At 41.6% G+C, this 25,325-nt stretch carries 24 protein-coding genes; all 24 read right to left on the bottom strand.

What is annotated here, in order from left to right:
• The 24 genes from AC6CHS_RS07950 to glyA all read right to left on the bottom strand — a co-directional run bounded on the left by AC6CHS_RS07950 (window position 1) and on the right by glyA (window position 25,305).
• Window positions 1–954, bottom strand: coding sequence for a C40 family peptidase (locus tag AC6CHS_RS07950; RefSeq protein WP_498235431.1), 954 nt, complete (start codon window positions 952–954; stop codon window positions 1–3).
• A gap of 20 nt (window positions 955–974) precedes the next feature.
• The gene (locus tag AC6CHS_RS07945; protein WP_498235429.1) at window positions 975–2,084 is read right to left on the bottom strand and encodes a dipeptide epimerase; all 1,110 of its coding nucleotides are present in this window, start codon (window positions 2,082–2,084) and stop codon (window positions 975–977) included.
• Window positions 2,081–3,049, bottom strand: coding sequence for a S66 peptidase family protein (locus tag AC6CHS_RS07940; protein WP_498235427.1), 969 nt, complete (start codon window positions 3,047–3,049; stop codon window positions 2,081–2,083). The genes AC6CHS_RS07945 and AC6CHS_RS07940 overlap by 4 nt, the downstream gene beginning before the upstream one ends.
• A 252-nt stretch (window positions 3,050–3,301) precedes the next feature.
• Window positions 3,302–4,951 carry a peptide ABC transporter substrate-binding protein gene (locus AC6CHS_RS07935; RefSeq protein WP_498235426.1) on the bottom strand — a complete coding sequence of 550 codons (1,650 nt, stop codon included), beginning with the start codon at window positions 4,949–4,951 and terminating at the stop codon, window positions 3,302–3,304.
• 19 nt (window positions 4,952–4,970) lie between these two features.
• Window positions 4,971–5,972 (bottom strand): ABC transporter ATP-binding protein, encoded by a 1,002-nt coding sequence (locus AC6CHS_RS07930; RefSeq protein WP_036578463.1) that lies wholly within the window; start codon window positions 5,970–5,972, stop codon window positions 4,971–4,973.
• Window positions 5,973–5,980: 8 nt separating this feature from the next.
• A complete protein-coding gene (locus AC6CHS_RS07925) occupies window positions 5,981–6,928 on the bottom strand; it encodes an ABC transporter permease (protein WP_498235424.1) in 948 nt (315 codons plus the stop codon).
• A gap of 1 nt (window position 6,929) precedes the next feature.
• A complete protein-coding gene (locus AC6CHS_RS07920) occupies window positions 6,930–7,862 on the bottom strand; it encodes an ABC transporter permease (protein WP_498235422.1) in 933 nt (310 codons plus the stop codon).
• A gap of 15 nt (window positions 7,863–7,877) precedes the next feature.
• Window positions 7,878–8,702 carry a D-aminopeptidase DppA gene (gene dppA, locus AC6CHS_RS07915; RefSeq protein ID WP_498235421.1) on the bottom strand — a complete coding sequence of 275 codons (825 nt, stop codon included), beginning with the start codon at window positions 8,700–8,702 and terminating at the stop codon, window positions 7,878–7,880.
• A 323-nt stretch (window positions 8,703–9,025) separates the two neighbouring features.
• Window positions 9,026–10,354 carry a UDP-N-acetylglucosamine 1-carboxyvinyltransferase gene (murA, locus tag AC6CHS_RS07910; protein ID WP_498235419.1) on the bottom strand — a complete coding sequence of 443 codons (1,329 nt, stop codon included), beginning with the start codon at window positions 10,352–10,354 and terminating at the stop codon, window positions 9,026–9,028.
• Between the two features lie 34 nt (window positions 10,355–10,388).
• Window positions 10,389–11,096: a YwmB family TATA-box binding protein gene (locus AC6CHS_RS07905; protein WP_498235418.1), complete on the bottom strand. Its 708-nt coding sequence runs from the start codon at window positions 11,094–11,096 to the stop codon at window positions 10,389–10,391.
• Window positions 11,097–11,212: 116 nt separating this feature from the next.
• Window positions 11,213–11,410, bottom strand: a complete 198-nt coding sequence (locus tag AC6CHS_RS07900) for a DUF1146 family protein (RefSeq protein WP_498235690.1) — start codon at window positions 11,408–11,410, stop codon at window positions 11,213–11,215.
• 382 nt (window positions 11,411–11,792) lie between these two features.
• Complete coding sequence (locus AC6CHS_RS07895) at window positions 11,793–12,188, bottom strand: F0F1 ATP synthase subunit epsilon (protein ID WP_498235416.1); 396 nt, start codon at window positions 12,186–12,188, stop codon at window positions 11,793–11,795.
• Between the two features lie 80 nt (window positions 12,189–12,268).
• A complete protein-coding gene (gene atpD / locus AC6CHS_RS07890; RefSeq protein WP_036578474.1) occupies window positions 12,269–13,678 on the bottom strand; it encodes a F0F1 ATP synthase subunit beta in 1,410 nt (469 codons plus the stop codon).
• 98 nt (window positions 13,679–13,776) lie between these two features.
• Window positions 13,777–14,634 carry an ATP synthase F1 subunit gamma gene (atpG, locus tag AC6CHS_RS07885; RefSeq protein WP_498235415.1) on the bottom strand — a complete coding sequence of 286 codons (858 nt, stop codon included), beginning with the start codon at window positions 14,632–14,634 and terminating at the stop codon, window positions 13,777–13,779.
• A gap of 130 nt (window positions 14,635–14,764) precedes the next feature.
• Complete coding sequence (gene atpA, locus AC6CHS_RS07880; protein WP_106898027.1) at window positions 14,765–16,273, bottom strand: F0F1 ATP synthase subunit alpha; 1,509 nt, start codon at window positions 16,271–16,273, stop codon at window positions 14,765–14,767.
• 18 nt (window positions 16,274–16,291) lie between these two features.
• Window positions 16,292–16,837, bottom strand: coding sequence for a F0F1 ATP synthase subunit delta (locus AC6CHS_RS07875; protein WP_036578478.1), 546 nt, complete (start codon window positions 16,835–16,837; stop codon window positions 16,292–16,294).
• A complete protein-coding gene (gene atpF, locus AC6CHS_RS07870; protein WP_498235413.1) occupies window positions 16,834–17,361 on the bottom strand; it encodes a F0F1 ATP synthase subunit B in 528 nt (175 codons plus the stop codon). Before atpF ends, AC6CHS_RS07875 begins: the two co-directional genes overlap by 4 nt.
• 128 nt (window positions 17,362–17,489) lie before the next feature.
• Window positions 17,490–17,696 (bottom strand): F0F1 ATP synthase subunit C, encoded by a 207-nt coding sequence (gene atpE / locus AC6CHS_RS07865; RefSeq protein ID WP_019378207.1) that lies wholly within the window; start codon window positions 17,694–17,696, stop codon window positions 17,490–17,492.
• A gap of 89 nt (window positions 17,697–17,785) precedes the next feature.
• Window positions 17,786–18,508: a F0F1 ATP synthase subunit A gene (gene atpB, locus AC6CHS_RS07860; protein ID WP_498235411.1), complete on the bottom strand. Its 723-nt coding sequence runs from the start codon at window positions 18,506–18,508 to the stop codon at window positions 17,786–17,788.
• Between the two features lie 23 nt (window positions 18,509–18,531).
• Window positions 18,532–18,882, bottom strand: a complete 351-nt coding sequence (locus AC6CHS_RS07855) for an ATP synthase subunit I (protein WP_498235409.1) — start codon at window positions 18,880–18,882, stop codon at window positions 18,532–18,534.
• Window positions 18,883–19,588: 706 nt separating this feature from the next.
• Window positions 19,589–21,766, bottom strand: coding sequence for a S8 family serine peptidase (locus AC6CHS_RS07850; RefSeq protein WP_498235407.1), 2,178 nt, complete (start codon window positions 21,764–21,766; stop codon window positions 19,589–19,591).
• Between the two features lie 388 nt (window positions 21,767–22,154).
• Entirely contained in the window at window positions 22,155–23,267 is a 1,113-nt protein-coding gene (gene wecB / locus AC6CHS_RS07845) for a non-hydrolyzing UDP-N-acetylglucosamine 2-epimerase (RefSeq protein ID WP_498235405.1), read from the bottom strand.
• 25 nt (window positions 23,268–23,292) lie between these two features.
• A complete protein-coding gene (gene upp, locus AC6CHS_RS07840) occupies window positions 23,293–23,922 on the bottom strand; it encodes a uracil phosphoribosyltransferase (protein WP_498235403.1) in 630 nt (209 codons plus the stop codon).
• A gap of 147 nt (window positions 23,923–24,069) precedes the next feature.
• Window positions 24,070–25,305 carry a serine hydroxymethyltransferase gene (gene glyA / locus AC6CHS_RS07835; protein ID WP_498235401.1) on the bottom strand — a complete coding sequence of 412 codons (1,236 nt, stop codon included), beginning with the start codon at window positions 25,303–25,305 and terminating at the stop codon, window positions 24,070–24,072.
• Between the last annotated feature and the right edge of the window lie 20 nt (window positions 25,306–25,325).

The following is a 25,325-nucleotide window of genomic DNA, read 5'->3' as shown; positions in this document are numbered from 1 at the left end:
CTATGTCCCCTCTGTATCGAGCCAATAACGTTTTGCAGCACAAAGCTCTTTTTCATAAATAGTACCAGCCAGCTCAATAATTTCAATTCCTTTTCCAGTCTGTGGTGAGTGCAGCATCTTACCATCACCGTAGTAAATGCCCACATGATGCAACCGCCCTTTTCCTTCTTCATAGGCAAAGAACAGCAAGTCACCTGGCTTTAATGCATTGAATGGAACGTCAACACCCGATTTGGCTTGATCCCCAGCATCTCTGGCAATCTGGTAACCATTCGCTTTATGGGCAGCATAGGCGAGTCCAGAGCAATCATAGCCGTACGCACTCATTCCACCCCAAAAGTAGTCGAGTCCCGTATAGGCTTCCACCGCTTCCACGATTGCCTTGCCATTCCCCTTTTCTAATCCTTGAGCTGACGGAAAGACAGTAACCTCCTCAGATTGTAAGAAACGATTCCCATGTGGTGTTTTCACTTCAACCCGGGTACCTCCGACCTCTACTACTGGTAGCATTGTAAGATAGCTAAGCTCTATCTCCCTTTGACCCGCTTCCGTTTCTAACCAAGCCTTCTTGCTGATTACAGCTACAGTATGCTCAGATTGCCAGTCTTCTTTATCAACCTCTAGTAATTGTATCCTCGGAACCCAGCCTGGATAACCGCGCTCGTCTTTCTTCGATGGTTGATCGGGGATCACAACATGTGCCCAGTCCCCTTTTGTCTCTGTTATAATCACTGGCTGTCCATATAGTAATTGGCTTTGCACCCTATTTTCATCGCATAAAGCTAAATTTTGTTCATAGGTTAGTTCATTAATCCATTGCTTTACATCAGCTGGTACTGTTACCCCCAACCTATCGATATCGCGAGCCGAGTTTGGAGAAGTCCATACGGTAGCAACCTGGACTGCCGTTACGTATAATGAATCGGAAAATTGATCAAACGATTGTTTAACCATGATTTCGCTCCTTTCTGCCTTTATCTCACTGTGTTTTTTGATTGAATAAACTTTTCATTAATCCCTATTATGCCAAGGCCTGGATCACTTCCCAAGTTAATGGTGGACTGGTCGTACGCAATTCCTCCTTGGAGGATATCACCTGTAAGCATTAACGGGGCGTCAAAATCATATCTCGTTATATTAGGCTGACTTGCTGCAAAATGGGCAGCTGCTGTAATCCCTATCTTTGTCTCTATCATACTGCCAACCATACATTCCACATTGTAAATAGCAGCTAGCTTTGCTATTTTTATAGCCTCGTGTATGCCCCCTGCCTTCATTAACTTAATATTGATGAGGTCCGCAGCTCTTGTTTCCAGTACCTTTTTTGCATCTATTGCGGTAAAGACACTTTCGTCAGCCATAATTAACGTGTCGGTATGACTGGTCACATGTCGCAATCCCTCTAAATCACTCGCTTTGACGGGTTGTTCCACTAACTCGATATCAAGACCGAGATCTTCCATCTTTTGAATAGCGCGGACTGCCTCTTTCGCCTTCCAGCCTTGATTTGCATCCAAACGAATTTTCACATTGGGGCCAATTTGTTTACGAATTGCCTGGATCCTTTTTATATCGGTTTCAATTAGGTCCTTGCCTACTTTCACCTTTAATATCGAAAAACCATCTTCGACATAAAGCTGTGCGTCATGTGCCATCTCTTCTGGTGTGTTAACACTCACCGTATAATCGGTTTCCATGCTTTTTTTGTATCCACCGAGAAAAGAAGATAGTGCCATGCCTGCTTGCTGTGCTAGACAGTCATACAAAGCCATGTCAACAGCCGCTTTGGCACTATAGTTACCGATGAGACCCTTTCCTATCATTTCAAATATATGTTCTCGTTGATCCAGCGAAGCTCCGATTATAATTGGCTTCACGACCCCATTAATCGCAAATTCCATTCCTGCCAGGCTATCACCAGTAATAACATGGGTTGGCGGAGCTTCTCCCCAACCTGTAACCCCATTATCACACGTTATTTTCACTAAAACCGTTTCTGCAACGGTAACCGTGCGTAGTGCTGTTTTAAATGGCGTATGAAGTGGAATAGCAGCTCGAAAGGTTTCTATACTGTTAATGTTCATAAAATCTCCTCCAATTCCTTAACAACACCTGGGTCTACCTTAAGTGTTTTCTCCTTACTGGAGAGCCTTGCATTCACACCGAGTGGCACAGCAACATGTGGGAAACAGTGCCCAATTTTAAAGCCTGAAAGCACAGGTTTATTTAGTGCATGAAAATATTCATTCAAAACCTCAGTTAGTGTAAAACTAGAATCAAGTGTCGATGCACCATTTGCGAAATCACCAACAACGAACCCAGCAGCATCTGCAAGCTTTCCCGATACATGCAGCTGGTTCAGCATCCCGTCCACCTTGTATGGCTCTTCCCCAATGTCTTCAATAAGGACAATTTTTCCTTTTGTATCCATTTCAAAAGGGGTGCCCAGTGTACTGACTATTAAGGAAAGGTTGCCGCCTACAAGTTCCCCTTCTACTTCACCAGGCGAAATAACGTGTAGGGGTGATAAATGCTCCGTGTATGTGAAAACTTCTGGGTTAAACAGTTGATTAAAGCGAGAAGCGGTTAGTTCATCGAAATCACGCTTAGCAATATCGGATGTGGCCATTGGACCATGGAAGGTTACAAGACTTGCGTTCTGCCGTATGGCTGTATGTAAATACGTAATATCACTGTATCCCCAAAAAATTTTAGGGTTATTCTTTATAAGCTCATAATCTAGTTTCGTGGCAATTCGCCCTGTTCCATATCCGCCACGCGCACAAAGGATCGCTTTAATACTAGGATTGGCAAACATGTCATGAAGGTCATCCAATCTTTCTTGATCGGTTCCAGCAAGGTAGCCATTTGTTTTCTGGACGTGCTTGCCAAAAACAACACGGAGCCCTAGCTGTTTTAAGAAGGGAACGGCTGCTTTTAGCTTTTCTATATCGATTGGCCCTGCAGGTGCAATTATTCCAATATGATCCCCTTTTTGCAGCTTTTCTGGACGAATCATGGTAACCCCACTCTCTTTTATTTTCATCATTTATGTAAATATCTACTTGCTATAAGAAGCGTTAGCGTTACTCTTATTCCAATCAAATTAACCGTTGGCAACCCTTGATTGCCCTAACAACTATGTATGTAGAAATTAGCTCCTTTACTGGTAAGTCGTAAAGGAGCTAACTCTTTATTAATAAGGTGAATAGGAGCCTTGATGCCGCCGATTTAGGAACAGCATCGCCCGGCTTTAGCGCTCGGAGTCTAGTGAGACTTTCCTTATCATGTTTTCCTTATATTACTCGCTTTTATCTGCCCATTTCAGTTCTACGTAACCTACTGGGTGACGTACAATGCCTGAGACAGAATCTTGGTACATATGCACCTGGTTATAGTAATGGATTGGGAAGATTGGCATTTCTTCAGCTAACAGCTTTTCAGCTTCATACATATACTCCCAACGTTTTTCTTCATCTGTTTCTGTTTTCGCATTGGCAATTAACTCATCATATTCTTCATTTGACCAGCCAGTTCGGTTCATAGAAGAATCTGTGATAAAGCTTTCCAGGAAGTTTACAGGATCGCCGTAGTCAAAGATGAATGAACTTCTTGAAAGTTGGTGGTTCAATGCTTTCTGGTCATCTAAGAACACACTAGCTTCTGTATTTTCTAGTACAACGTCAATGCCAAGGTTGTCTGTAAACGCGCTTTGCAGTGTCTCTGCAATGGCTTTGTGTGATTCGCTAGTACTGTAAGATAGTGTAACTTCAGGAAGCTCGTCATAGCCTTCCTCTTCCATTCCTTCTTCTAACAGCTGTTTTGCTTCTTCTGGATTAAATTCAACCAAGTCTCCATTTTCATCACGGAAGTCATTGCCAGAAGGACTTTCAAATCCAGGTGATACGAAGGCTGTTGCTGCTCCTTCACCATTTTTCGTTACATAGTCAACGATATCCTGCTGGTTAACAGCCAAAGCAAATGCTTTACGGATTTTTGCATTTTGGAAAGGTTCCTTCGTTACATTAAAACGGTAGAAATACAGACCTGCTTGATCTTCAATTACAACACTATCTTCATTAATTAATTGTTCGGCCATCTCAGATGGAATTTCGGTTACATCAAGTTCTCCTGATTCAAACATCTGATATTCCGTATTCGTGTCATTTACCATAGCCCAGTGGACTTTATCTAATTTTACTGTGTCAGCATCCCAGTATTCTTCATTTTTAACGAATACCATCTCACTGTCATGCTCCCATGAATCCAAGGCAAACGGTCCGTTTGAGACAAAGGAATCAGCCTCAGCAAACCATTCCGGGTTTTCTTCTGCAACGGCTGCGTTTACAGGGAAGAAGGCAGGATTAGATATTACATGTAGAAAGTATCCAGTTGGTGCTGCCAATGTTACTTCAAATGTTTTCTCATCGACTGCTTCAATTCCTAAATCTTCAGCGGATCCTTCTCCACTGTTGTACGCTTCTCCACCTTCAATAAAGTAACCTAGAAACGCTGCTGCTGAGCCAGTCTCTGGGTTTAAGAGACGTTCCCAAGCAAAGACAAAGTCCTCTGCCACAACTGGGTCGCCATTAGACCAGTTTGCATCTTCACGTAAGTGGAAGGTATAGGTTTTCCCATCATCAGATAGATCCCAGCTCTCCGCAATCGCAGCTTCTGGGGTATCCCCTTCACCTAATCGCGTTAGACCTTCCATTAAGTTATTTAATGGGTTCCAAGAAACGGCATCAAACCCTACTGCAGGGTCAAATGAAGTTGGTTCTGTCCCGTTATTCATGTATAGAACTTTTTCATCTGAAGCTGTGTTTCCTTCTTCTCCAGTGTTTTCCTCACCTTCGTCCGTTTCTGTGCCTGCGTTCTCATTGGCAGTACACGCTGCTAAAACAAATATCGCCATAGCAGCCATCAGTAAAACAAGTAACTTCTTTCTCATCCTTATTGCCCCCTCTGTCTTATTTTTCGGCAGTAGCCAATAACTGCTTTGCCCTTTCATCCTGTAACCAGCAATCTACTTCGTGTGAAGTGGATCGCACCGTTGTTACGGGGTAAACTTTATCACACACCTCCATGGCGAATGGACATCTTGCTGAAAACGGACATCCTTCAGGAGGTGAGAATAAATCAGGTGGTGTTCCATCAATTGGCGTCAGTTTCTCGCCTTGTAGGTCTAGTCGTGGCACTGAATTTAACAGCCCCTTTGTATAGGGATGCTGCGATTCGTAGAAGATCTCTCTTTTGTCCCCGACCTCGATAATCTTTCCGGCATACATCACAGCAACACGATCAGCTATTTTTGCTACAACACCTAAATCGTGTGTTATTAAAATGATGGACACACCAGTTGCATCTTGTATTTTCTCGAAGAGCTCCAAAATCTGCGCCTGAATGGTTACATCAAGTGCAGTGGTAGGCTCATCTGCTATTAACAGCTCTGGTTCACAAATTAAAGCCATGGCAATCACAATACGTTGGCGCATGCCTCCACTAAACTGATGTGGATACTGTTTTAGACGTTCAACTGCATTAGGGATCCCAACAAGCTCTAACATATCAAGCGCCTTGGCCTTTGCCTCACTTGCAGAGATCTTTCGGTGCTGCTGTAGTCCTTCCACCAATTGCGTGCCAATCGTTAATGTAGGGTTTAAGGCAGTCATAGGGTCCTGGAAGATCATCGAGATGTCTACCCCTCTAATCGATCGCATTTGTTTCTCTGTCAATCTCGTAATCTCTTTCTCTTTGAATCGAATCGAGCCATTGGATATTTTGCCAGGAGGATCTGGGATCAGTCGCATAATTGCATTGGAGGTTACACTTTTCCCACACCCTGATTCCCCTACAATGGCTAAAGTTTCCCCTTTATTTAAATGAAAATTGACACCTCTTACTGCTTTTACCGTTCCACCATATGTACGGAAGGTTACATGAAGATCCTTTACCTCGAGTATTTTTTCCATCTTGTCACCTACTTCCTCAGTTTTGGATCCAGGGCATCCTGTAGTCCATCACCTAATACATTAAATGCAAACATGGTAAAGGATATGAAAAACGCTGGAAAGAACAGTGTCCACCAATTACCAGATAAAATCGCCCCCAGCGAATCATTAGCCATTACACCCCAGCTCGCATAAGGTGCTTGTATACCAAGACCAAGAAAACTCAGAAATGCTTCTGCGAAAATAGCACTTGGAACAGTTAATGTCATCTGGACAATAATTGGCCCCATCGTATTTGGTAGCAGGTTTTTCCTGATAATCCGTGGCGTTTTGGTGCCGAACGACTTGGAAGCGAGGACAAATTCATAGTTTTTAATTTGCAGAACCTGCCCTCGCACAATTCGAGCCATTCCAACCCAGCCCGTTACGGTTAACGCAATAATAATCGTGGTCAAACTTGGACCGAGTACCACTAACAAAAGGATGACGACAAGTAAATATGGCAGACCATATAGCACTTCAATAATACGCATCATGATATTATCTGTGCGTCCACCTTTATATCCAGACAGTCCCCCGTAGATGATCCCAATCGATAGATCAATAAGTGCTGCCATTAAGCCGACAAACAAGGAAATGCGGGCTCCATACCATGTACGTGTAAATACGTCCCGCCCTGCATTATCTGTTCCAAACCAGTGATCAGATGAAGGTGGCTGGTATTGGTTTGGCAAATCCTGCTTGTTTACCTCATATGGAGATAGAATTGGACCAAATATTGAGAAAAGCGTAAGTAAAATTAGGAAGAGCAGTCCCGCCATGGCCAATTTGTTTTTCACTAGTCTACGCCATGCATCCTGCCAGTACGACAAAGATGGGCGCGCAACCGTTTCAGCAGCATCGGCATCTTTCCCCTTCCATTTGAACCACTCATCAGGGATTGTTGCAGGAGATTGCTCCATTTTGTTTGGATCCATGTTATGCTCCCCCCTTTTTGTGCAGCTTAATTCTAGGATCTAAAATACCGTATATGATATCTACTAGAAAGAGCATAAATATCAAAAAGCCACTATAAAACACAGTCGTCCCCATAATAACTGGATAATCCCGCTGGTTTATACTTTCCACAAAATACCGCCCCATGCCAGGAATAGCGAATATTTTTTCGATGACAAACGTTCCAGTTAAAATACCTGCAAGCAATGTCCCCATAATGGTTACCACAGGCATTAAGGCGTTTCTCAATGCATGCTTTAGGACAATTTTCCATGGCGAAAGCCCTTTTGCTCTTGCCATCTTAATATAATCCTGTGTAAGCACCTCTAGCATAGTGGAACGCGTGAGACGAGCTATAATTGCCATTGGCCCTGTTGCTAGAGCAATAACAGGTAATATCATATGCGCTGGACTTGACCAGGTAGCTGGTGGCAGAATGTTCCAATCAACAGCCAGTTTTTGAATTAGTAATGTGGCAAGCACGAAGTTTGGAATTGAAATACCGAGCACCGCTAAACTAATTGCCAGATAATCAATGATTCCGTTATGTCGTAAAGCCGCCAGAATTCCAAGAATAATACCGGAAAGCAAAGCTACGACAATCGTAATAATCCCCAGTTCAAATGATATAGGGAATCCTCTTCCAAGCAATTCATTTACCGTTTGGTTCGGTTGTTTAATCGATGGTCCAAAATCAAAGGTTACAATTGATTTTATGTATAAAAAATATTGGACATAGTAAGGCTCGTCGAGATTATAATGCGCTTCTAAATTTGCTTGTACCGTTTCATTTGTATTCCGTTCACTGTTTAGTGGCGAACCTGGGATCGTGATCATTAGAATAAAGGTAAGCGTAACAATGACCCAGAGTGTAACAGCCATAATCAGTAGTCGTTTTGCTATGTATTTCAACATTAACGCCTGCCCCCTCTAGGAAAATGTTGTATTCATGGCCAGCTCTGTCATAACAAGCATTGCCTGGTATGCTTCCTTGATATCCTTAGCCTCATAACGCACAATTGTCGTTCCTGGCTCTATTTCAGTACCTGGCATTAGGTTAGCCCATTCCGCCTGTCCAAAGTTCGTAAACTCTATCCGGAGTACCGGGCGGTCTGGTGGAACGAGCGGCTGTATTTTCTGCCTATTCTGTAGTGCTGTTTTAACTTGTTTTGTTAGGAGTTCCCCTGCCTTCTTCGGCGAAAGACTTTTAACCGAAGAACGAGAAATCGATGTCTTCACCGCAGCAGTGGTGATACCTTCAACCAGTTCTTCTGCTTCCATTGCCGCCTGATCATCTCCAGCAACCATTAGCAATGGAACATTATAGTAGCCTGCTAAATAGGCATTCAATCCCATTTCTCCGATTACATGGTCATTAATAAAAAAGTTTCGGACTGCATGAATCATTGCATGTGACATGACACCAAATTGACCTGCCCTGGCATGGTAACCAATAAACATGGCACCATCAAAGGAATCGTCAAGCCCTTGCATCATAGAATAAGGTTTTACTTCTCCTGTGATCAAATAGGCTTCTGGGTGAAGAGCTTCAATTAATAAGTTATTCATTTTAGAATGACTGTCATTAACCACTATCTCTGTGCATCCCTGTTGGAACGCTGATTCTATGACATAATTTGTTTCCTCGGTCATGATTTTTCTTGCGCGCTCATAGTTATGCTTACTGGAATCAACATATGTATAATCAGGTAGACCAGTAATTCCTTCCATATCTACCGATAAATATAACTTCATGGTGTCTGCCCCTTCTTTTTGTATTGTTAGTAATTTTCTTTCAATTTTAACATATAATTAATAAAATTTAAAGACAGAATTATGACAAGATTAGTCATAATGCAACAATCAATAATAATTTGTGCTTTTAAGAATGAGGGCAGGCACCTATTGAATAATTTGGGCATATAAAAACACACACGCACCCAGCATTTAGTATGTATATATTCGGTAGTAAAGAATACTAAATATACTGAATGTTCATGATAAAAAATGAAGGTACACAAAAAGCAGAAGAAATAAGTTCCTCTGCTTTACGTTTTTGGATCTAGTATTTGATTATATTATGAAAGTTTTGCTACATAGCCATCTTCTTGAAAGTCTTCCTGTGCAAAGGTTTCAACTGAATCGCCATTTTCATCTACTCGGTCGATATCAGCACCAAGTGAAGCAAGTTTTCCAGCAAAGTTTACATAGCCACGATCAAGATGCTTTAATTCCGTAATCCTTGTATAGCCGTCTGCGCGTAATCCAGCTAAAATTAGAGCAGCAGCAGCACGAAGGTCTGTAGCAGCTACTTCGGCACCTTGCAGGTCACTTGGACCTTCAATAAATACACTGCGCCCTTCAATTTTCATTTTTGCATTCATACGACGGAATTCTTCTACATGCATAAAGCGGTTTTCAAAAACCGTTTCCGTAATAACACTTGTACCTTCTGCGCATAACATGAGTGACATCATTTGGGATTGCATATCCGTAGGGAAGCCTGGATGTGGCAATGTTTTAATATCCGTTGCTTTCAGTGATTTCGGTCCGATTACCCGAAGGCCGCCGTTCTCTTCTTTTATAGTTACTTCCATTTCTTGAAGTTTTGAGATAACAGAACGTAGATGTTCACTTTCAGCATTTTCAATTAGAACGTTACCTCCAGTGATAGCTGCTGCAACCATGAATGTACCAGCCTCTACTCTGTCAGGAATGATTGCGTGTTCCGTACCATACAATTTTTCGACACCTTCAATGCGGATCGTTTCTGTTCCCGCACCTACTATTTTCGCGCCCATTTTATTCAGGTAGTTAGCTAAGTCTACGATTTCTGGTTCTTTTGCACAGTTTTCAAGAATGGTCTTTCCATCAGCAAGAGCAGCTGCCATCATGATATTTTCTGTGGCACCAACACTTGGCATATCGAGGTAAATTTTAGCACCTTTAAGACGCCCATTTACATGCGCTTCTACAAAACCATTTCCTACATGTACTTCTGCTCCCATTGCCTCGAAGCCCTTTAAATGAAGATCAATTGGACGTGATCCAATAGCACAGCCGCCTGGCATTGCTACATTCGCATGGCCATAACGTGCTAGCAATGGTCCAAGCACGAGTACAGATGCACGCATTTTTCGTACGTATTCAAATGGTGCTTCCGTCTTTAATTTTTTTGAAGCATCTACTGTTACAATATTATTTTCAAAGTGTACTTCAGCATTCATATTGCTTAATACTTGGTTTATAGTATATACATCAGCTAGTTCAGGGACTTCTGTAATAACACTTTTCCCTTCACTTGCAATAAGGCTTGCGGCTAGAACAGGTAATACGGCGTTCTTCGCACCTTCCACTTTAACGGTGCCGTTCAATTGGTGTCCGCCTCTTACGATGATTTTTTCCATATTTCAAATCTCCTTCAGATCCAATTTCATAATATTAATATTCATTTATTAGGATAGGTGTTCCTATCGTGTAAGTAAGATGTCCTTCTGCATTCTCAGTGACAGCTACTTGTATGTTCATTGTTGCGTTTTCTAGACTAATTTTCTGGGTCCATAGTGGTGTATACCCGTAGTAAATAAAATTATGCGATAAATTTTCGTTGTTGTCGAATTGTACTGTTTCTTGTTGAATGTTAAATGTTTTTGTTAAATCTTTGAAAAAATAATCACTACCAATTATAGCATCATCTTTAGCTGTTAGACAAGCGAATGTTTGTGCCATATTCGTGAAATATTTATTCTTTACTTTAGTTATCTCATTCACGTACAATTTCTTCACGGCTTCTGACCAATCCCTGCCTTCTATTACTGCAATGAGCTCTGCTTTGCCACTATGCACAATTACATTATAATATACGTTTAACTTGCTAGGATTCTGCGTGTCAGCAAGTGAATAGTTTGTACTATTTTCTGTTTCCTTTTTTGTTGCTTGTAAACCCTCTTTTTTCATTTTTGTCATCATTTCAGTAGCATCTTCTTCTGAAATCTGTTCCCGGACTGTGACGCTCCAGTCATCTATAGGTAATTTGATGGTTTCTGTATAATCGGCTATATCAAGTAACGCATCGTTGTACTCGGCCATGGTAACTGTCTTTGTTGTTAATAATAAAACAAATAATAGAATTAGTGCTGTTTTCCTCATAAAAAAACCCCCTGTACATACTATAGTATCTATAGTATGTACAGGGGAATCTACTAACATACAGTACAATTTACGACAATATACAAGATTACTAGTCTTCTATACTGTCATCCTGTTTAGAACAGGTAGATCAGGTCGCTTGACCATTGAAGAATTTCAAGAAAGAACCGGCTGACTCCAGCCCCAACTACAATGGTTACAAGCAGCAATAGTACTCTAGCTTCTGCTGCTCTCCCTTTTCTAATTAGCGGGTCAAAGTTTATCGCCTGAACTACTCTCCAAGTCAAATAAATGAATATTAAATGAGATATCATACTAACTATTGCCAACTGTCCTATTGAAAACATATATACCACCTTATATAACTATTTGGTTCCCTATCATCAATTTATTTCCGGCAATTTCCCGGGAAATACGACATAATAAAGCACAAGACAATCTTACAGGATCGCGGAGACGATTTCCAGTTATGAGCAGAAAAACTGCAGCCTGCTGTTACAGCCAACAAGACTTCCCTTAAAAAAACGCGCATTCGCCCACCTTAAAGCGAATGAGTACGTTTCTTCCTATACTTGGAACTTCAAATTTTAACTACGTCATCATTGCTTCATAACTAAAATTTATACATCCTAACGTGTTACATAGTTAAAATCCCTCACAACGTATATGTCGCGAGGGATTTTTATTTTAATATGCTTATTGACCAACGTCCAAGCGATTTAATGCTCTTTTGAGTGCTAATTCTGCCCGTTGGAAGTCAACATTGTCCTGCTTAGACTGTAATCTGCCTTCTGCACGAGATTTCGCTTCTTTTGCTCGTTCTATGTCGATATCTGCAGGCAATTCAGCAGATTGAGCAAGTATGGTTACTTTATCAGGTCTTACCTCCATAAAGCCACCGTTAATAGAAAGCCTCTCTATCCCATTCTCACGCTTTAATCGTACAGCGCCAATTGATAATGGGGCGACAAGTGGAATATGGCCTGGTAGAATTCCAAGCTCGCCAGTTTCTGCTTTACAGCTAACCATTTCAAAGTTATCTTCCAGTACTGGACCATCAGGAGTAACAACACTCACAGTTAGTGTTCTCAATGTAACCCCTCCTTAGACCGACAAGGAGTACGTACGATAACCATATTTTCAATGGCTTCTCCTCTTCCTTGCCTGTGTCTTTATTGCATGCCTTGTGCTTTTTCAACTACTTCTTCAATGCGCCCAACTAAACGGAATGCGTCCTCTGGAAGGTCGTCATACTTCCCGTCTAGAATTTCTTTAAATCCTTTTACCGTTTCTGCAACTGGTACGTAGGAACCTTTTTGTCCTGTAAACTGTTCCGCAACGTGGAAGTTTTGGGACAAGAAGAATTGCACACGACGGGCACGAGAAACGACAAGTTTATCTTCATCGCCTAGTTCATCCATACCAAGAATGGCAATAATATCCTGTAATTCCTTGTAACGTTGAAGTGTACGCTGAACTTCACGTGCTACTTCATAATGCTCATCCCCTACAACCTCAGGGTCAAGAGCTCGAGAAGTAGATGCAAGCGGATCTACCGCAGGATAAATACCTTGCTCAGATAATTTACGATCAAGGTTGGTTGTAGCATCTAAGTGAGCAAACGTCGTAGCTGGTGCTGGATCTGTATAGTCATCCGCAGGTACATAGATTGCTTGGATAGATGTTACGGAACCTTTATCAGTGGAAGTAATACGCTCCTGAAGCTGCCCCATTTCAGTTGCAAGTGTTGGTTGGTAACCAACCGCTGATGGCATACGGCCAAGTAGGGCTGATACCTCAGAACCTGCCTGTGTGAAACGGTAGATGTTATCCACGAAGAATAGTACGTCTGCACCTTGTTCATCACGGAAATATTCAGCCATTGTTAATCCTGTAAGTGCTACACGCATACGTGCACCAGGTGGCTCGTTCATCTGTCCGAAGACCATTGCTGTTTTAGCAATAACGCCAGAGTCCTTCATTTCAAAATATAGGTCATTCCCCTCACGGGTACGCTCGCCAACTCCTGCGAATACAGATAGTCCACCATGTTCCTGCGCAATATTATTAATAAGCTCCTGGATAAGTACTGTTTTACCAACACCGGCTCCACCAAACAAACCGATTTTACCACCCTTAATATATGGAGCAAGTAAATCTACAACTTTAATTCCTGTTTCTAGAATTTCTGTTTGTGTTGAAAGATTTTCAAACTTTGGCGCCTCACGGTGAATCGGATCAAGCTTAATGTCACTAGCCAAAGGCTCATCAAGATCAATATTTTCACCAAGGACATTAAACACACGACCAAGGGTTGCTTCCCCTACAGGGACAGAAATTGGTCTTTCTAGGTTTTCTACTTCCATACCACGCTTTACACCATCTGTAGATGACATAGCGATAGTACGGACACTTTTATCACCGAGATGAAGTGCAACTTCTAATGTTAGGTCGATCGCTTGAATGTCGCCTTCCGCCTCTGATTTCACTGTTAACGCGTTATAAATAGCTGGAAGCTGTCCGTCTTCGAATTTTACGTCAACGACTGGTCCCATTACTTGAGTAACGTGTCCTTTGCTCATCGATTTCCCTCCTATCTTACTTGAAAGAACCCTGTTTGATTTCCATTACATAGCTGAAATCCGGGTACCTTTTATGCAATATATTTCTTATTGGCTAACTATTCAAGTGCTGCTACGCCACCAATAATTTCCGTGATTTCTTGTGTGATTGCTGCCTGACGTGCACGGTTATAAGATAATGTCAGATCACCAATTAGTTCATCGGCATTATCTGTAGCACTTCTCATTGCTGTCATACGTGCAGCATGCTCACTTGCCTTCCCATCAAGCAGGGCGCCATAAATTAGGGCTTCTGCATATTGTGGTAAAAGCACGTTCAAGATCTGCTCTTGATTTGGTTCATACTCGTACTCACTTGTTGAGCCGGTTGCTTTCAAATCCGTAATTGGTAGCAACTTCGTAGTTGTTACCTGTTGAGAGATAGCACTTACGTAATGGTTATAGAATATGTTCAGTTCATCAATTTCCCCATCAATGTACATTTGCACTGTTTCTGAAGCAAGTTCTTTAATTTCTGAAAAATTAGGTTGGTCTGCTATGCCAAGAATACTCTTCGCTACAGGTATTCCTCTTTTTCTACAAAAATCGTACCCCATACGCCCTACGGCGATAACCGTGTATTCATCTGTGGACTGATGGTTTTTTTGAATTGTTTGGTACATATTCCTTAACACACTACTGTTGTAGGCACCAGCAAGTCCTCTATCCGAGGTGATAACAAAATATCCCGTTTTCTTGACTTCACGCTTTTCCAGCATAGGATGCGATGCGTCTGGGTTATTTGCCGCAATGCTTTTCACCACTTCTTGTATTTTTTCACCATATGGAACAAATGACTTCGCATTAAGTTCTGCCTTGCTCATTTTAGAGGCAGATACCATTTCCATCGCTTTGGTAATTTGCTTTGTCTTTTTGGTGGAATCAATTCTACCTTTTATATCTCTAAGTGATGCCAAGCTCTTTCACCACCCTTTCATAACAGAGATAGACACAGGAAGGAGGAAAAAAGCGTGATCATACTTCCTTCTCCAAACACTGCCTGTGCTACATCTGTTCATTATTTAAAAATTACTGTATTCCTTTTAACTACTCTGTAGGCAGAAATGTCTTTTTAAATTGATTAATTGCATTGTTCATATCTTCTGCTTCTGGTAAGTTCCCTGTTTCACGGATTGATGTAAGCAATTCCTTGCCATTTTGATCAAGCCATACATGGAGCTCATCCTCGAAACGTGTGATATCTTCCACTGCAATATCATCCAGGAAGCCTTTCGTTAGTGCGTAGATAATCATAACCTGCTTCTCTACAACCAACGGCTTATGTAAGCCCTGCTTCAATACTTCAACTGTTCTTGCTCCACGATTAAGTTTAGCCTGTGTTGCTTTATCTAAATCTGATCCAAATTGTGAGAACGCTTCTAGCTCACGGAATGAAGCAAGATCAAGACGAAGTGTTCCTGCTACCTTTTTCATTGCCTTAATTTGGGCAGATCCCCCTACACGGGATACGGAAAGACCAGCATTGATTGCCGGGCGGACACCTGAGAAGAACAAGTCGGATTGTAGGAAAATTTGGCCATCCGTTATCGAGATAACGTTTGTAGGAATATAAGCAGAAATATCGCCTGCTTGTGTTTCTACGAATGGCAATGCAGTTAATGAGCCACCACCTAGTGAATCATTTAACTTTGCTGCACGTTCAAGTAAACGAGAGTGTAAGTAGAATACATCACCAGGGAAAGCTTCACGGCCTGGCGGGCGGCGTAATAATAGGGAAAGTTCACGATATGCAGATGCCTGTTTAGAAAGATCATCATAAACAACTAATACGTGCTTCCCGTTATACATAAATTCTTCTCCCATTGCCACTCCTGCATATGGTGCAAGGTATAACAATGGAGCAGGATCTGACGCACCAGCGGATACAACGATTGTGTAGTCAAGTGCACCATAGCGACGGAAAGTTTCTACTGTTCCTCTTACTGTGGACTCTTTTTGACCAATTGCAACATAGATACAAATCATATCCTGGTCTGCCTGGTTCAAGATCGCATCAACCGCAACTGTTGTTTTACCTGTTTGACGGTCTCCGATGATAAGCTCACGTTGTCCTCTACCGATTGGAACAAGGGCATCAATTGCTTTAATCCCTGTTTGCAAAGGTTCATCAACTGATTTACGGTCCATTACACCAGGAGCAGCGCCTTCGATTGGGCGTGTTTTAGATGTTTCAATTGCTCCTCTACCATCGATTGGTTGTCCGAGAGGGTTTACCACCCGGCCTACTAATTCTTCTCCAACCGGCACTTGCATAATTCTACCGGTACGGCGAACTTCATCGCCTTCTTTGATTTCTGTATATGGTCCAAGGATTACGATACCTACGTTACTTTCTTCTAGGTTCTGCGCCATTCCCATAACACCATTTGAAAATTCAAGAAGCTCCCCGGCCATTACGTTGTCCAGTCCGTGAGCACGTGCGATTCCGTCACCGATTTCAATAACTGTGCCGACATCACTTACTTCAATATCTGAATCGAAATTTTCGATTTGCTGTTTAATCAAATTACTGATTTCTTCAGCTTTTATGCTCATACCATTTCACCCCTGTCATCATTTGTTTGCAGTTACAATATTCCGTTCGATTCTTCTTAGCTTTCCACTAATAGAGCCATCATATATCGTGTTCCCCATACGGATTTTGATTCCACCGATTAAGGAAGGATCCACAACATTATGAAGTTGAATGGCGGATCGATTAAAGCGTTTAGCGAACGAAACTTCAAGCTCACTGCGTTCTAAATCCGATAATTCACGAACAGAGTATACTGTAGCTTCTGCAATTCCTTTTGCATCATTTACTAAATGGATAAAATGATCAATAATGGATGGAATGATCTCAACTCGATGTCGTTCTACTAGAAGCTTTAATGTATTTACGACATCTTTATGTAGACCTTGAAACACTTCATCAAGAAATTGTTTCTTCTTCGCATTATGAACACGAGGATGCTTTAGGAATGTATAAAGATCTTTATTACGTTGGAATACTTCTTTGACTGTGCGGAACTCTTCAACGAATTGTTCTACCACAGTTTTTTCATTCGCAAGTTGAAAAAGAGCGTCGGCATATCGCTTGGCTGCTACTGCTTCACTCATAGCTCTTCTCCTACCTCTTTAATGTAATCATTAATCAGTTTCTCCTGATCCTGTGTACTAATTTCTTTTTCGATTACTTTGCTTGCAATTAGTACAGATAAGGATGCCACTTTATCTTGTAAAGCCTGAAGGGCTTTTTCTTTTTCGTTCTGGATATCCGCTTGTGCAGCATGCTTTATTCTGTCTGCTTCGGCACGGGCAGCGGCGATAATATCCTGTTCTTGTCTTACTCCAGCGTTTTTCGCGTCTTCAACAATCTTTTGTGCTTCTTGCTTTGTTTGTTTTAATTGCTCAACAGCTTCATTTGATGCTTTTTCTGCTTCTTCCCGACTTTTTTCAGCTGCTTCAATTTCCCCAGCAACGTAATCTTCACGTTTTTGCATCATGTTCATTACAGGTCCCCAGGCAAATTTCCTTACTAGAATAAGCAGGATAAGAAAGAAGAATAGTTGTGCTAACATATCTACAACATGAAAACCACCAAGCGCTGCATAAATCATGGAATATTCAGTGAATGCTTGCACAGGATTCACTCCTTTCACTTATATTAGTGAATATATAAATTTACTAAACACGTTTATTTCATGTTCAGGCACAAACAAGGCGAAGGGTCTATGGAAGATGATCTTCGCCGTTTATTGTCAATCTTTCTTTACATTACCATTAGTGCAATAACTACTGCGATAATCGGCATTGCCTCAACCAAACCTACCCCGATAAACATAGTTGTTTGAAGTTGACCTTTAAGTTCTGGCTGACGAGCAATCCCCTCAACTGTACGACTCACGATTAATCCGTTACCAACACCAGCGCCTAATGCGCCTAATCCTACTGCGATTGCAGCTGCTAAAGCTCCCATAATATAAATCCTCCTCAAAATTGTTATATAAGTTTTTTCATAATCTCCAGATCCAGTAGATGGTCTACTAAAACTGGCTAATTACCAAATTAATGCTCTTCACTAACCTTGTGCGACATGTAAACCATTGTCAGCATTGTGAAGATAAATGCCTGAATCCCGCCAATAAATATACTGAATCCTTGCCATGCGAGAAACGGAATTGCTCCCCCAAGGAATCCAAGCCAACTTGACGTTGTCAAACCTACTAGTAAAGCTAACAATACTTCCCCTGCATACAAGTTACCAAACAAACGCAAACCGAGTGTTAGCGTATTGGAAAACTCTTCTACAATCTTAATCGGGAAAAGCGGCCACATTGGTCGGAAATAATCTTTCACATATTCTTTTCCACCACGCAGCTTTATTCCATAGAAATGAGTTAGTACAATGACCATTGCTGATAGTGTCAATGTAATTCCCGGATCAGCTGTTGGTGATTTCCACCAAAGATCATGTCCAACTACTCCGTTCGTAATAACCCCGAGCATATTTCCAACAAGGATATATGTAAATAGGGTTAACCCTAGCGGAAGAAATAGTTTTCCAGTCTTCCAATCCATCGTGTCATTGATAATCCCTTTCACAAAGTCAAGCACCCATTCCATGGCGTTTTGTGCCCCCGTTGGCTTCATTTGCAGTCTTCTTGCACCAAGGACACAAAGTACAAATACAATGACTGATGTGATAAACATCATCAAAATATTTGATAGATTAACACTTAACCAGGATATACCAAATAAATTCTCAATTATTGGTGCTCCATGATCCACCTTACTCACCCCTCTTTCAAACATTACTCCTTCTTCTTGTACACAGCAAAATCTATCATAATGACGAAATAGGATGTCATTAATCCAATTAGTACGGCAATGACGTGAAAAATATCTTCATAACGAAGAGCGACAATAATGGCTAACGCTGCTCCTGCAAATCGGGAAACAGTGCCTAAACCTCTTGCAGTCTGCTTTTTAGCTACCGCTTCAGTAAAGTCATCTATTTTCTTTTGCAACATATAGAGGTTATAAAAACTTACAACTGTACCTAGAAGTAGCCCCAGGAAAACACGAGAATACGGCGTAAACCCTGCTCCAAGCACCCATAACGCTAGAAGATAGAACATGTACTTTCGTTGACGTATACTCATTTTCCTATATTGCGACATAGTTCCCTCTTCTCTCGTAAGTTTTCCAATTATGCAGTTAGTTTTTCAGGTAAAAGGTCCTCCCTTTAAGAACCTTTGTCGCCAATAATTGTGCTATGCTGTGATTTTTTCACAATCATTTAACTGAAGTAAAAACGTGTATTTCATCTAGTGCAAGATTATAGGCTTTAAACGGCAGGCTATGTACATTTTGTTATGCCAAAATATAAGTATTGCAAACCTATGAAACCCCTACCATTCTACACTTAGCAAGTGTACAATAGCCCACCCCTATTGTCAATCGGTTTTACGGATGTTTATCCTTAAAATGACATCCAATTTCTGTAGATATTTTTGATAGATTTCTATTTTCTCCAGAGGTCCTTATTTAAGGAGAAAACAGGAGAATAATTTCTCTTTCAGGCTGTGAAGGTGGAAAATCTTCTTCACTAGCCTATTGGTGAATGCTGTATTCGGAAAACAGCATTCACCAATAGCAGGTTATGGAACATTCGCCAGGTTATGACAAAATTTTTCCTGCCTCTTCTTCTTCGGTAAGCATTCATGGCTTCCTCATGCTGTGAAATTCTTTACGGAATAAAGTATAAGGGTTACGTCTTCCATAAAGCTTCCCCTCCATTATATAGGAAATTCTGTGACTATTAAGTGACATTTTTGTGAACGATGAAAGGAATTCACCCTTCACCGTTTAATGTCTAATGATTAATTCTGTCTGATAGCTTTCCGTGGATCCATCATCCAAACGAACCGTTATAAACGCCATGTATTCTCCCGGGGCTCCTAATTGCTTCTTGGTTAACTGTCCTTCATTTTCTCCAGTTTTAACTTCGTCTAATTCCAAAAGGGTTCTTTCAAACATTAAGCTATCCGGATCGTACAAATCCACCTTTGCGCTTTCCGCATTCTCAGCGAGGTAAAGTTTATAAATGTATCCCTCTTCCGAAAAAGGCTTTAAAGCAAATTCAAATCCCATTGCTTTTGGATTATCAGCTGTTTGGTTAATGAATAAATAAGGAAGAAGATAGCGATTGCCTCCTTCATCTACCGTTAGCCAACCTTGATGCACACCTTCTTCTAATTGGTTAGAAGTAATTGCCAGCCGTACCGGGACCGCTTTTTTTTCACCTGGTTTCAGGGCGAATCTTTGTGGCAAACTCCATTGTATTCCCCCTTGCTTCTTCGGAATAGTAAACGTGTAGCTTTTTGTTTCATCAGATTGGTTTGTGATAAATAGCTGTTTTGTTTTTTCTTCCCTATACGTTGTAAATTTTCCATAGGCTAACGCAGGATCATTGATTATGGTGGTTGCCTGGATTGCCGCTTCTGGGTCCATTACACCTGATCCTTGCATAATGGGAGCTACAGCTTTATCATCCTGCTGCATTTTCCAAGCGGTCGTCTTTAAAGCACCAATAATCTGGTCATTGGACCAATCAGGGTGCGCTTCTTTCATTAAAGCAATAGCTCCCGCTACATGAGGTGCTGCCATACTCGTTCCTTGCAGAGCCTGGTAACCGCCAGGAACCGAGCTCATGATGTTGGTCCCTGGAGCAAGTACGTCAGGTTTAATGTCCCAATTAATTGTAACAGGTCCTCGCGAACTAAAGTCTGCAACCGATGCAGGGAGCTGTTTGTACTGTGTTTCCAGTTGCAAAGTGTTTTCATCAGCCATTTGTTGTAGCCACTGTCCGTCTTCCTTGGAAATAGAGGCTACCGGAATGGTAATTGGGGCGTCAGCATTGTTTATAGAACCCTGGAAAGTCCCCTCCTCACTGTTTGCAATGAGTACTGCAATAGCGCCATCTTTTTCTGCCTGTTTTGCCATGTCATAAAAAGGAATTTTCCCACGTTGCAAGACAGCAATTTTTCTGGACAGATCTTCTCCCTCTACAGCTATTTTATAAAATGTATCCAAATTCCATGGCACAGATCCTACCATAGAGATGATTCCTATCTCTTTATCTTCCCACCTCGCATAAAGATAGGGATTCCGTTTGGCAGGACTTGTGGCCCCAACTGAGATAGCCTTCGATGCTGTTGCAGGTGATCCAACAGTCCAATCGGCTGGACCATTATTTCCATTGGCAATGACTACAGCCACGCCTAATGCTGCTGCACGATTTACCGCAACACTTGTCGGATAATCCGGTCCATTTACATTGTTACCTAACGAAAGATTCATCACCTCTACGCCATCTTTTACTGCCTGTTCCATTGCCGCTATTACTTGTACCGATGTACCACTCCCCCCAGGTCCAAGAGCTCGGTAAGCATAAATTTCGGCATCGGGAGCCACTCCCTTTAATTCCCCATCTGCGGCAATAATTCCAGCAACGTGCGTACCATGCAGTGTAGGAATGCCCTGGTTAGCTTGCGTTTCCATGGGATCATCATCAAGATCTACCAAGTCATAGCCTTTTACATAATTCGCTTGTAAATCAGGATGATTATAATCTATACCAGTATCAATTACCCCAACCTTTACCCCTTTTCCTGTGTAGTGTGTGTTATTGAAGACTTCTGGATAAACAGCATCCTTTGGCAAGGCGTCTGCCTTTAGTGAGCTGTTCCTTGTCTTATCAGCTTGGTACTGTTGCACCGAGTGAATAGCTTTTACAAAGGGGAGTGTTTCCATTTTGGCAAGTCTTGTTGGGGTTCCTCTGATAGCTAATCCCTTAAATAACGTTTCATAGGAGGCAACCACCTCCACATATGGGTGGTGTGCCTCTATATATTCCTTATGTACTTGCGGATCTCCAGTAACCTCAATGATCAGCGACTCTGTATCATCTTTCTCTGCCACTATCGTTTGTGGATATGGTAGTAATAAAACAATAATACTTATAATGGATAAAATATACCGCATTCCCAACCTCTCCTTTTCAGATTAGTTTTTGAAAAGAAAGGGAAATTTATGCATATACAACATTGGAAAGTAAACACACTCCAAAAAAAACTACGCTTTCCGCGGGCACGGCTTCGGGCCAACAGGAGGTTGGTCACGAAGGCGTTGCCACAGGACGTGGCGCTCTTAGCCTTTGTTCCTATTTACTAACTTCCGGGGCTTTCAGACTCGCGCTATCCCCGCTGGAGTCTACGTATTTTTCACCGTTAATTGTATTTTAGCTTAAAATAAAACGATAATCTTAAAACCGGACGATTATCGATATCTTGGCCTAGAGTTACCACCATGTTAGATTTCGAAAAACGTCCGGTATTTTATCGCTGTTTATTCTTAATTACTTTCTTTCACTTTATTTAAAGTACTTCACAATTTCATCAGCTATTCTTTTTGAAGCTTGTCCGTCACCATAAGGATTTGAGGCTTTCGCCATTTCCTTGTGTGCCTTGTCATCAGAAAGAAGCTCGTTTGCCATAGTGAAAATGTTTTCTTCATCTGTCCCAGCAAGCTTTAATGTGCCAGCGGTAATACCTTCTGGTCGTTCGGTCGTGTCTCTTAACACAAGAACAGGTACACCAAGGGATGGAGCTTCTTCTTGTACTCCTCCAGAATCCGTGAGAATCAAGTGCGCTCTTGACGCAAAGTTATGAAAATCTACTACGCTAAGTGGTTCAATTAATTGAATCCGCTCATCATCACCCAAGATGTTTTTTGCTGTATTTTGTACGACTGGATTTAGATGAACAGGATAAATAACATGGATATCATCATGTGTCTCAACCAACCGTTTAATAGCCCGAAACATCTGCTCCATGTTAATCCCAAGGTTCTCCCTGCGGTGGGCTGTCATGAGTACCAATCGTTTATCACCAATTGCTTCGATAATCGGACTAGTATATGCATGATCGACTGTTGTTTTTAATGCATCAATCGCTGTATTCCCTGTTACCGAAATCCGTTCAGCTGGCTTCCCTTCATTTAGAAGATTCTGCTTTGATTTTTCCGTTGGCGAAAAATGAAGATCTGCCATTACACCGGTCAATTGTCTATTCATTTCCTCCGGATAAGGGGAGTATTTATCCCATGTACGCAGACCCGCTTCTACATGGCCTACCGCAATCTGGTTATAGTAAGCAGCAAGCGATGCAGCAAATGTAGTTGTTGTGTCACCATGCACGAGTACGATGTCAGGCTTCGTTTCCTTCATCACCTCATCAAGACCTTCTAGCGCTCTTGTGGTAATCTGTGCAAGCGACTGCTGCTTTTTCATGATATTCAAATCATAATCTGGTGTGATTTTAAAGATTTCCAGCACTTGGTCAAGCATCTCTCTGTGCTGTGCCGTAACCGTAACAATGGAGTCAAATTCTTCTGCTCGTTTTTGCAACTCTAAAACAAGCGGAGCCATCTTGATCGCTTCTGGCCTTGTCCCAAAAATGGTCATTACTTTTATACGATTCTTCATGACAAGCACTCCTAACCCAGTTTATCTATTTCGTACCAAATAAACGGTCTCCAGCATCCCCAAGACCTGGAACGATATAGCCTTTCTCATCAAGCTTTTCATCCAAGGCACCTAGGTAAATATCAACGTCTGGGTGTTCTTCTTTAATCATTTCTACGCCCTCTGGTGCTGCAATGAGACACATAAGACGAATGTTTTCCGCCCCACGCTTTTTCAAGGAATGAATCGCATCATTTGCCGAACCACCGGTTGCAAGCATTGGATCAATCACAATTAATTCACGTTCATTTATATCTGATGGTAATTTAATATAATATTCAACAGGCTGAAATGTTTCCGGATCACGATATAGTCCGACATGACCAACTTTTGCAGCAGGAATTAATTTTAAAACCCCATCAACCATTCCAAGACCTGCACGCAATATCGGAATGAGGCCAATTTTTTTACCTGAAAGCACCTTCGCCTGTGCTTCTACTACAGGTGTGTTAATTGTCTTATCCTGCAGGGGAAGATTTCGTGTGATTTCGAAAGCCATTAGCATTGCGACTTCATCGACTAGTTCACGAAATTCCTTTGTTCCTGTGTCCTTATTCCTTATGTAGGTCAATTTATGCTGGATTAACGGATGATCCAGTACGAATACGTTACCCATTTTGCCGATCACTCCTTTAGAATTAATACATCCTTCAAATTGTACTGAAAAATAGCCATGCTTTCAAGTAAATAAGAAAAGCTTCTTACATATCCATTATCTATTCACATACAAATAAAAGGATGCCCAAAAAGGACATCCTTTATCTTATGCATAGAGAGGCAATTTAGATGTTAGCTCTGCTACACGTTCCTTCGCTTCGTTCAACTTTGCAGTATCTTCATGATTTTTTAAGGTTAGTGAAATAATGGAAGCAATTTCCTTCATTTCTTTTTCCCCAAAACCACGAGAAGTGACAGCAGCAGTTCCTACACGTACACCACTAGTAATAAAAGGACTTGCGGTATCAAATGGGATGGTATTTTTATTTGTTGTAATTCCAATATCATCAAGTACTTTTTCCGCAACCTTACCGGTAAGGCCAAGTGGAGTAACATCTAATAATAATAAATGATTATCCGTACCACCAGAAACAATGCGTACTCCCTCTTCATTTAATGCTTTACTTAGGGTTTGTGCATTCTGGATAATTTGCTTAGAGTATGTCTTGAATTCATCACTTAATGCTTCTTTAAACGATACAGCTTTCGCCGCAATAATATGCATGAGTGGCCCACCCTGCATTCCCGGGAACACAGATTTATCTATTTTCTTTGCGTACTCTTCTTTACATAAGATCATGCCGCCTCTTGGCCCACGTAATGTTTTATGGGTTGTGGTCGTAACAAAATCAGCGTAAGGTACTGGGCTTGGATGCAGGCCTGTGGCTACAAGCCCAGCAATATGCGCCATATCAACCATTAGATAAGCCCCTACAGCATCCGCAATTTCACGGAACTTGGAGAAATCAATAATACGAGAATAAGCACTCGCACCTGCGACAATTAATTTTGGCTTTACTTCCATAGCTTTTTCAAGCACGGACGCGTAATCGAGCTGTTCGGTTTCTTTGTCTACACCGTAATCTACAAAATTGTACAAGGTCCCACTAAAATTCACTGGGCTACCATGTGTTAAGTGTCCACCATGATTTAAGTTCATCCCAAGCACTGTATCACCTGGCTCAAGCACGGTAAAATAAACAGCCATATTTGCCTGTGCACCAGAGTGCGGCTGCACATTCACATGTTCTGCGCCAAATAAGTCTTTAGCACGGTCACGCGCTAAATTTTCCACCACATCGACATGCTCACAACCACCATAATATCTTTTACCTGGATAGCCTTCAGCATATTTGTTAGTTAAAACAGATCCCATCGCTTCCATGACTGCTTCAGAGACAAAGTTCTCCGATGCGATTAACTCGATTTTTTCCTGCTGACGGGTTTTCTCCGCCTGTATTGCCTCAAAAACTTCCTTGTCTGCTTGTTTTACATGCTCCATACGTAAAGCCCCCTATGTAA

It is taken from the genome of Oceanobacillus sp. GQ8, from assembly GCF_059758495.1.
The sequence above is the reverse complement of the archived record's forward strand: the minus strand, read 5'-3'. Positions and strand labels throughout refer to the sequence as shown.

Excerpts from the sequence above, each read along its gene's own strand:
- upp (WP_498235403.1), bottom strand. The coding sequence starts at position 23,922 with ATGGGTAACGTATTCGTACTGGATCATCCGTTAATCCAGCATAAATTG.
- AC6CHS_RS07940 (WP_498235427.1), bottom strand. The coding sequence starts at position 3,049 with ATGATGAAAATAAAAGAGAGTGGGGTTACCATGATTCGTCCAGAAAAG.
- AC6CHS_RS07930 (WP_036578463.1), bottom strand. The coding sequence starts at position 5,972 with ATGGAAAAAATACTCGAGGTAAAGGATCTTCATGTAACCTTCCGTACA.
- AC6CHS_RS07920 (WP_498235422.1), bottom strand. The coding sequence starts at position 7,862 with ATGTTGAAATACATAGCAAAACGACTACTGATTATGGCTGTTACACTC.
- atpE (WP_019378207.1), bottom strand. The coding sequence starts at position 17,696 with ATGGGAGCTTTAGCAGCTGCAATCGCAGTAGGATTAGGCGCATTAGGC.
- AC6CHS_RS07875 (WP_036578478.1), bottom strand. The coding sequence starts at position 16,837 with ATGAGTGAAGCAGTAGCAGCCAAGCGATATGCCGACGCTCTTTTTCAA.
- AC6CHS_RS07900 (WP_498235690.1), bottom strand. The coding sequence starts at position 11,410 with ATGATATCTCATTTAATATTCATTTATTTGACTTGGAGAGTAGTTCAG.
- atpD (WP_036578474.1), bottom strand. The coding sequence starts at position 13,678 with ATGAGCAAAGGACACGTTACTCAAGTAATGGGACCAGTCGTTGACGTA.
- AC6CHS_RS07950 (WP_498235431.1), bottom strand. The coding sequence starts at position 954 with ATGGTTAAACAATCGTTTGATCAATTTTCCGATTCATTATACGTAACG.
- AC6CHS_RS07850 (WP_498235407.1), bottom strand. The coding sequence starts at position 21,766 with ATGCGGTATATTTTATCCATTATAAGTATTATTGTTTTATTACTACCA.
- glyA (WP_498235401.1), bottom strand. The coding sequence starts at position 25,305 with ATGGAGCATGTAAAACAAGCAGACAAGGAAGTTTTTGAGGCAATACAG.
- murA (WP_498235419.1), bottom strand. The coding sequence starts at position 10,354 with ATGGAAAAAATCATCGTAAGAGGCGGACACCAATTGAACGGCACCGTT.
- AC6CHS_RS07855 (WP_498235409.1), bottom strand. The coding sequence starts at position 18,882 with ATGAGTATACGTCAACGAAAGTACATGTTCTATCTTCTAGCGTTATGG.
- atpA (WP_106898027.1), bottom strand. The coding sequence starts at position 16,273 with ATGAGCATAAAAGCTGAAGAAATCAGTAATTTGATTAAACAGCAAATC.
- AC6CHS_RS07925 (WP_498235424.1), bottom strand. The coding sequence starts at position 6,928 with ATGGATCCAAACAAAATGGAGCAATCTCCTGCAACAATCCCTGATGAG.
- AC6CHS_RS07945 (WP_498235429.1), bottom strand. The coding sequence starts at position 2,084 with ATGAACATTAACAGTATAGAAACCTTTCGAGCTGCTATTCCACTTCAT.
- dppA (WP_498235421.1), bottom strand. The coding sequence starts at position 8,702 with ATGAAGTTATATTTATCGGTAGATATGGAAGGAATTACTGGTCTACCT.
- wecB (WP_498235405.1), bottom strand. The coding sequence starts at position 23,267 with ATGAAGAATCGTATAAAAGTAATGACCATTTTTGGGACAAGGCCAGAA.
- AC6CHS_RS07905 (WP_498235418.1), bottom strand. The coding sequence starts at position 11,096 with ATGAGGAAAACAGCACTAATTCTATTATTTGTTTTATTATTAACAACA.
- AC6CHS_RS07935 (WP_498235426.1), bottom strand. The coding sequence starts at position 4,951 with ATGAGAAAGAAGTTACTTGTTTTACTGATGGCTGCTATGGCGATATTT.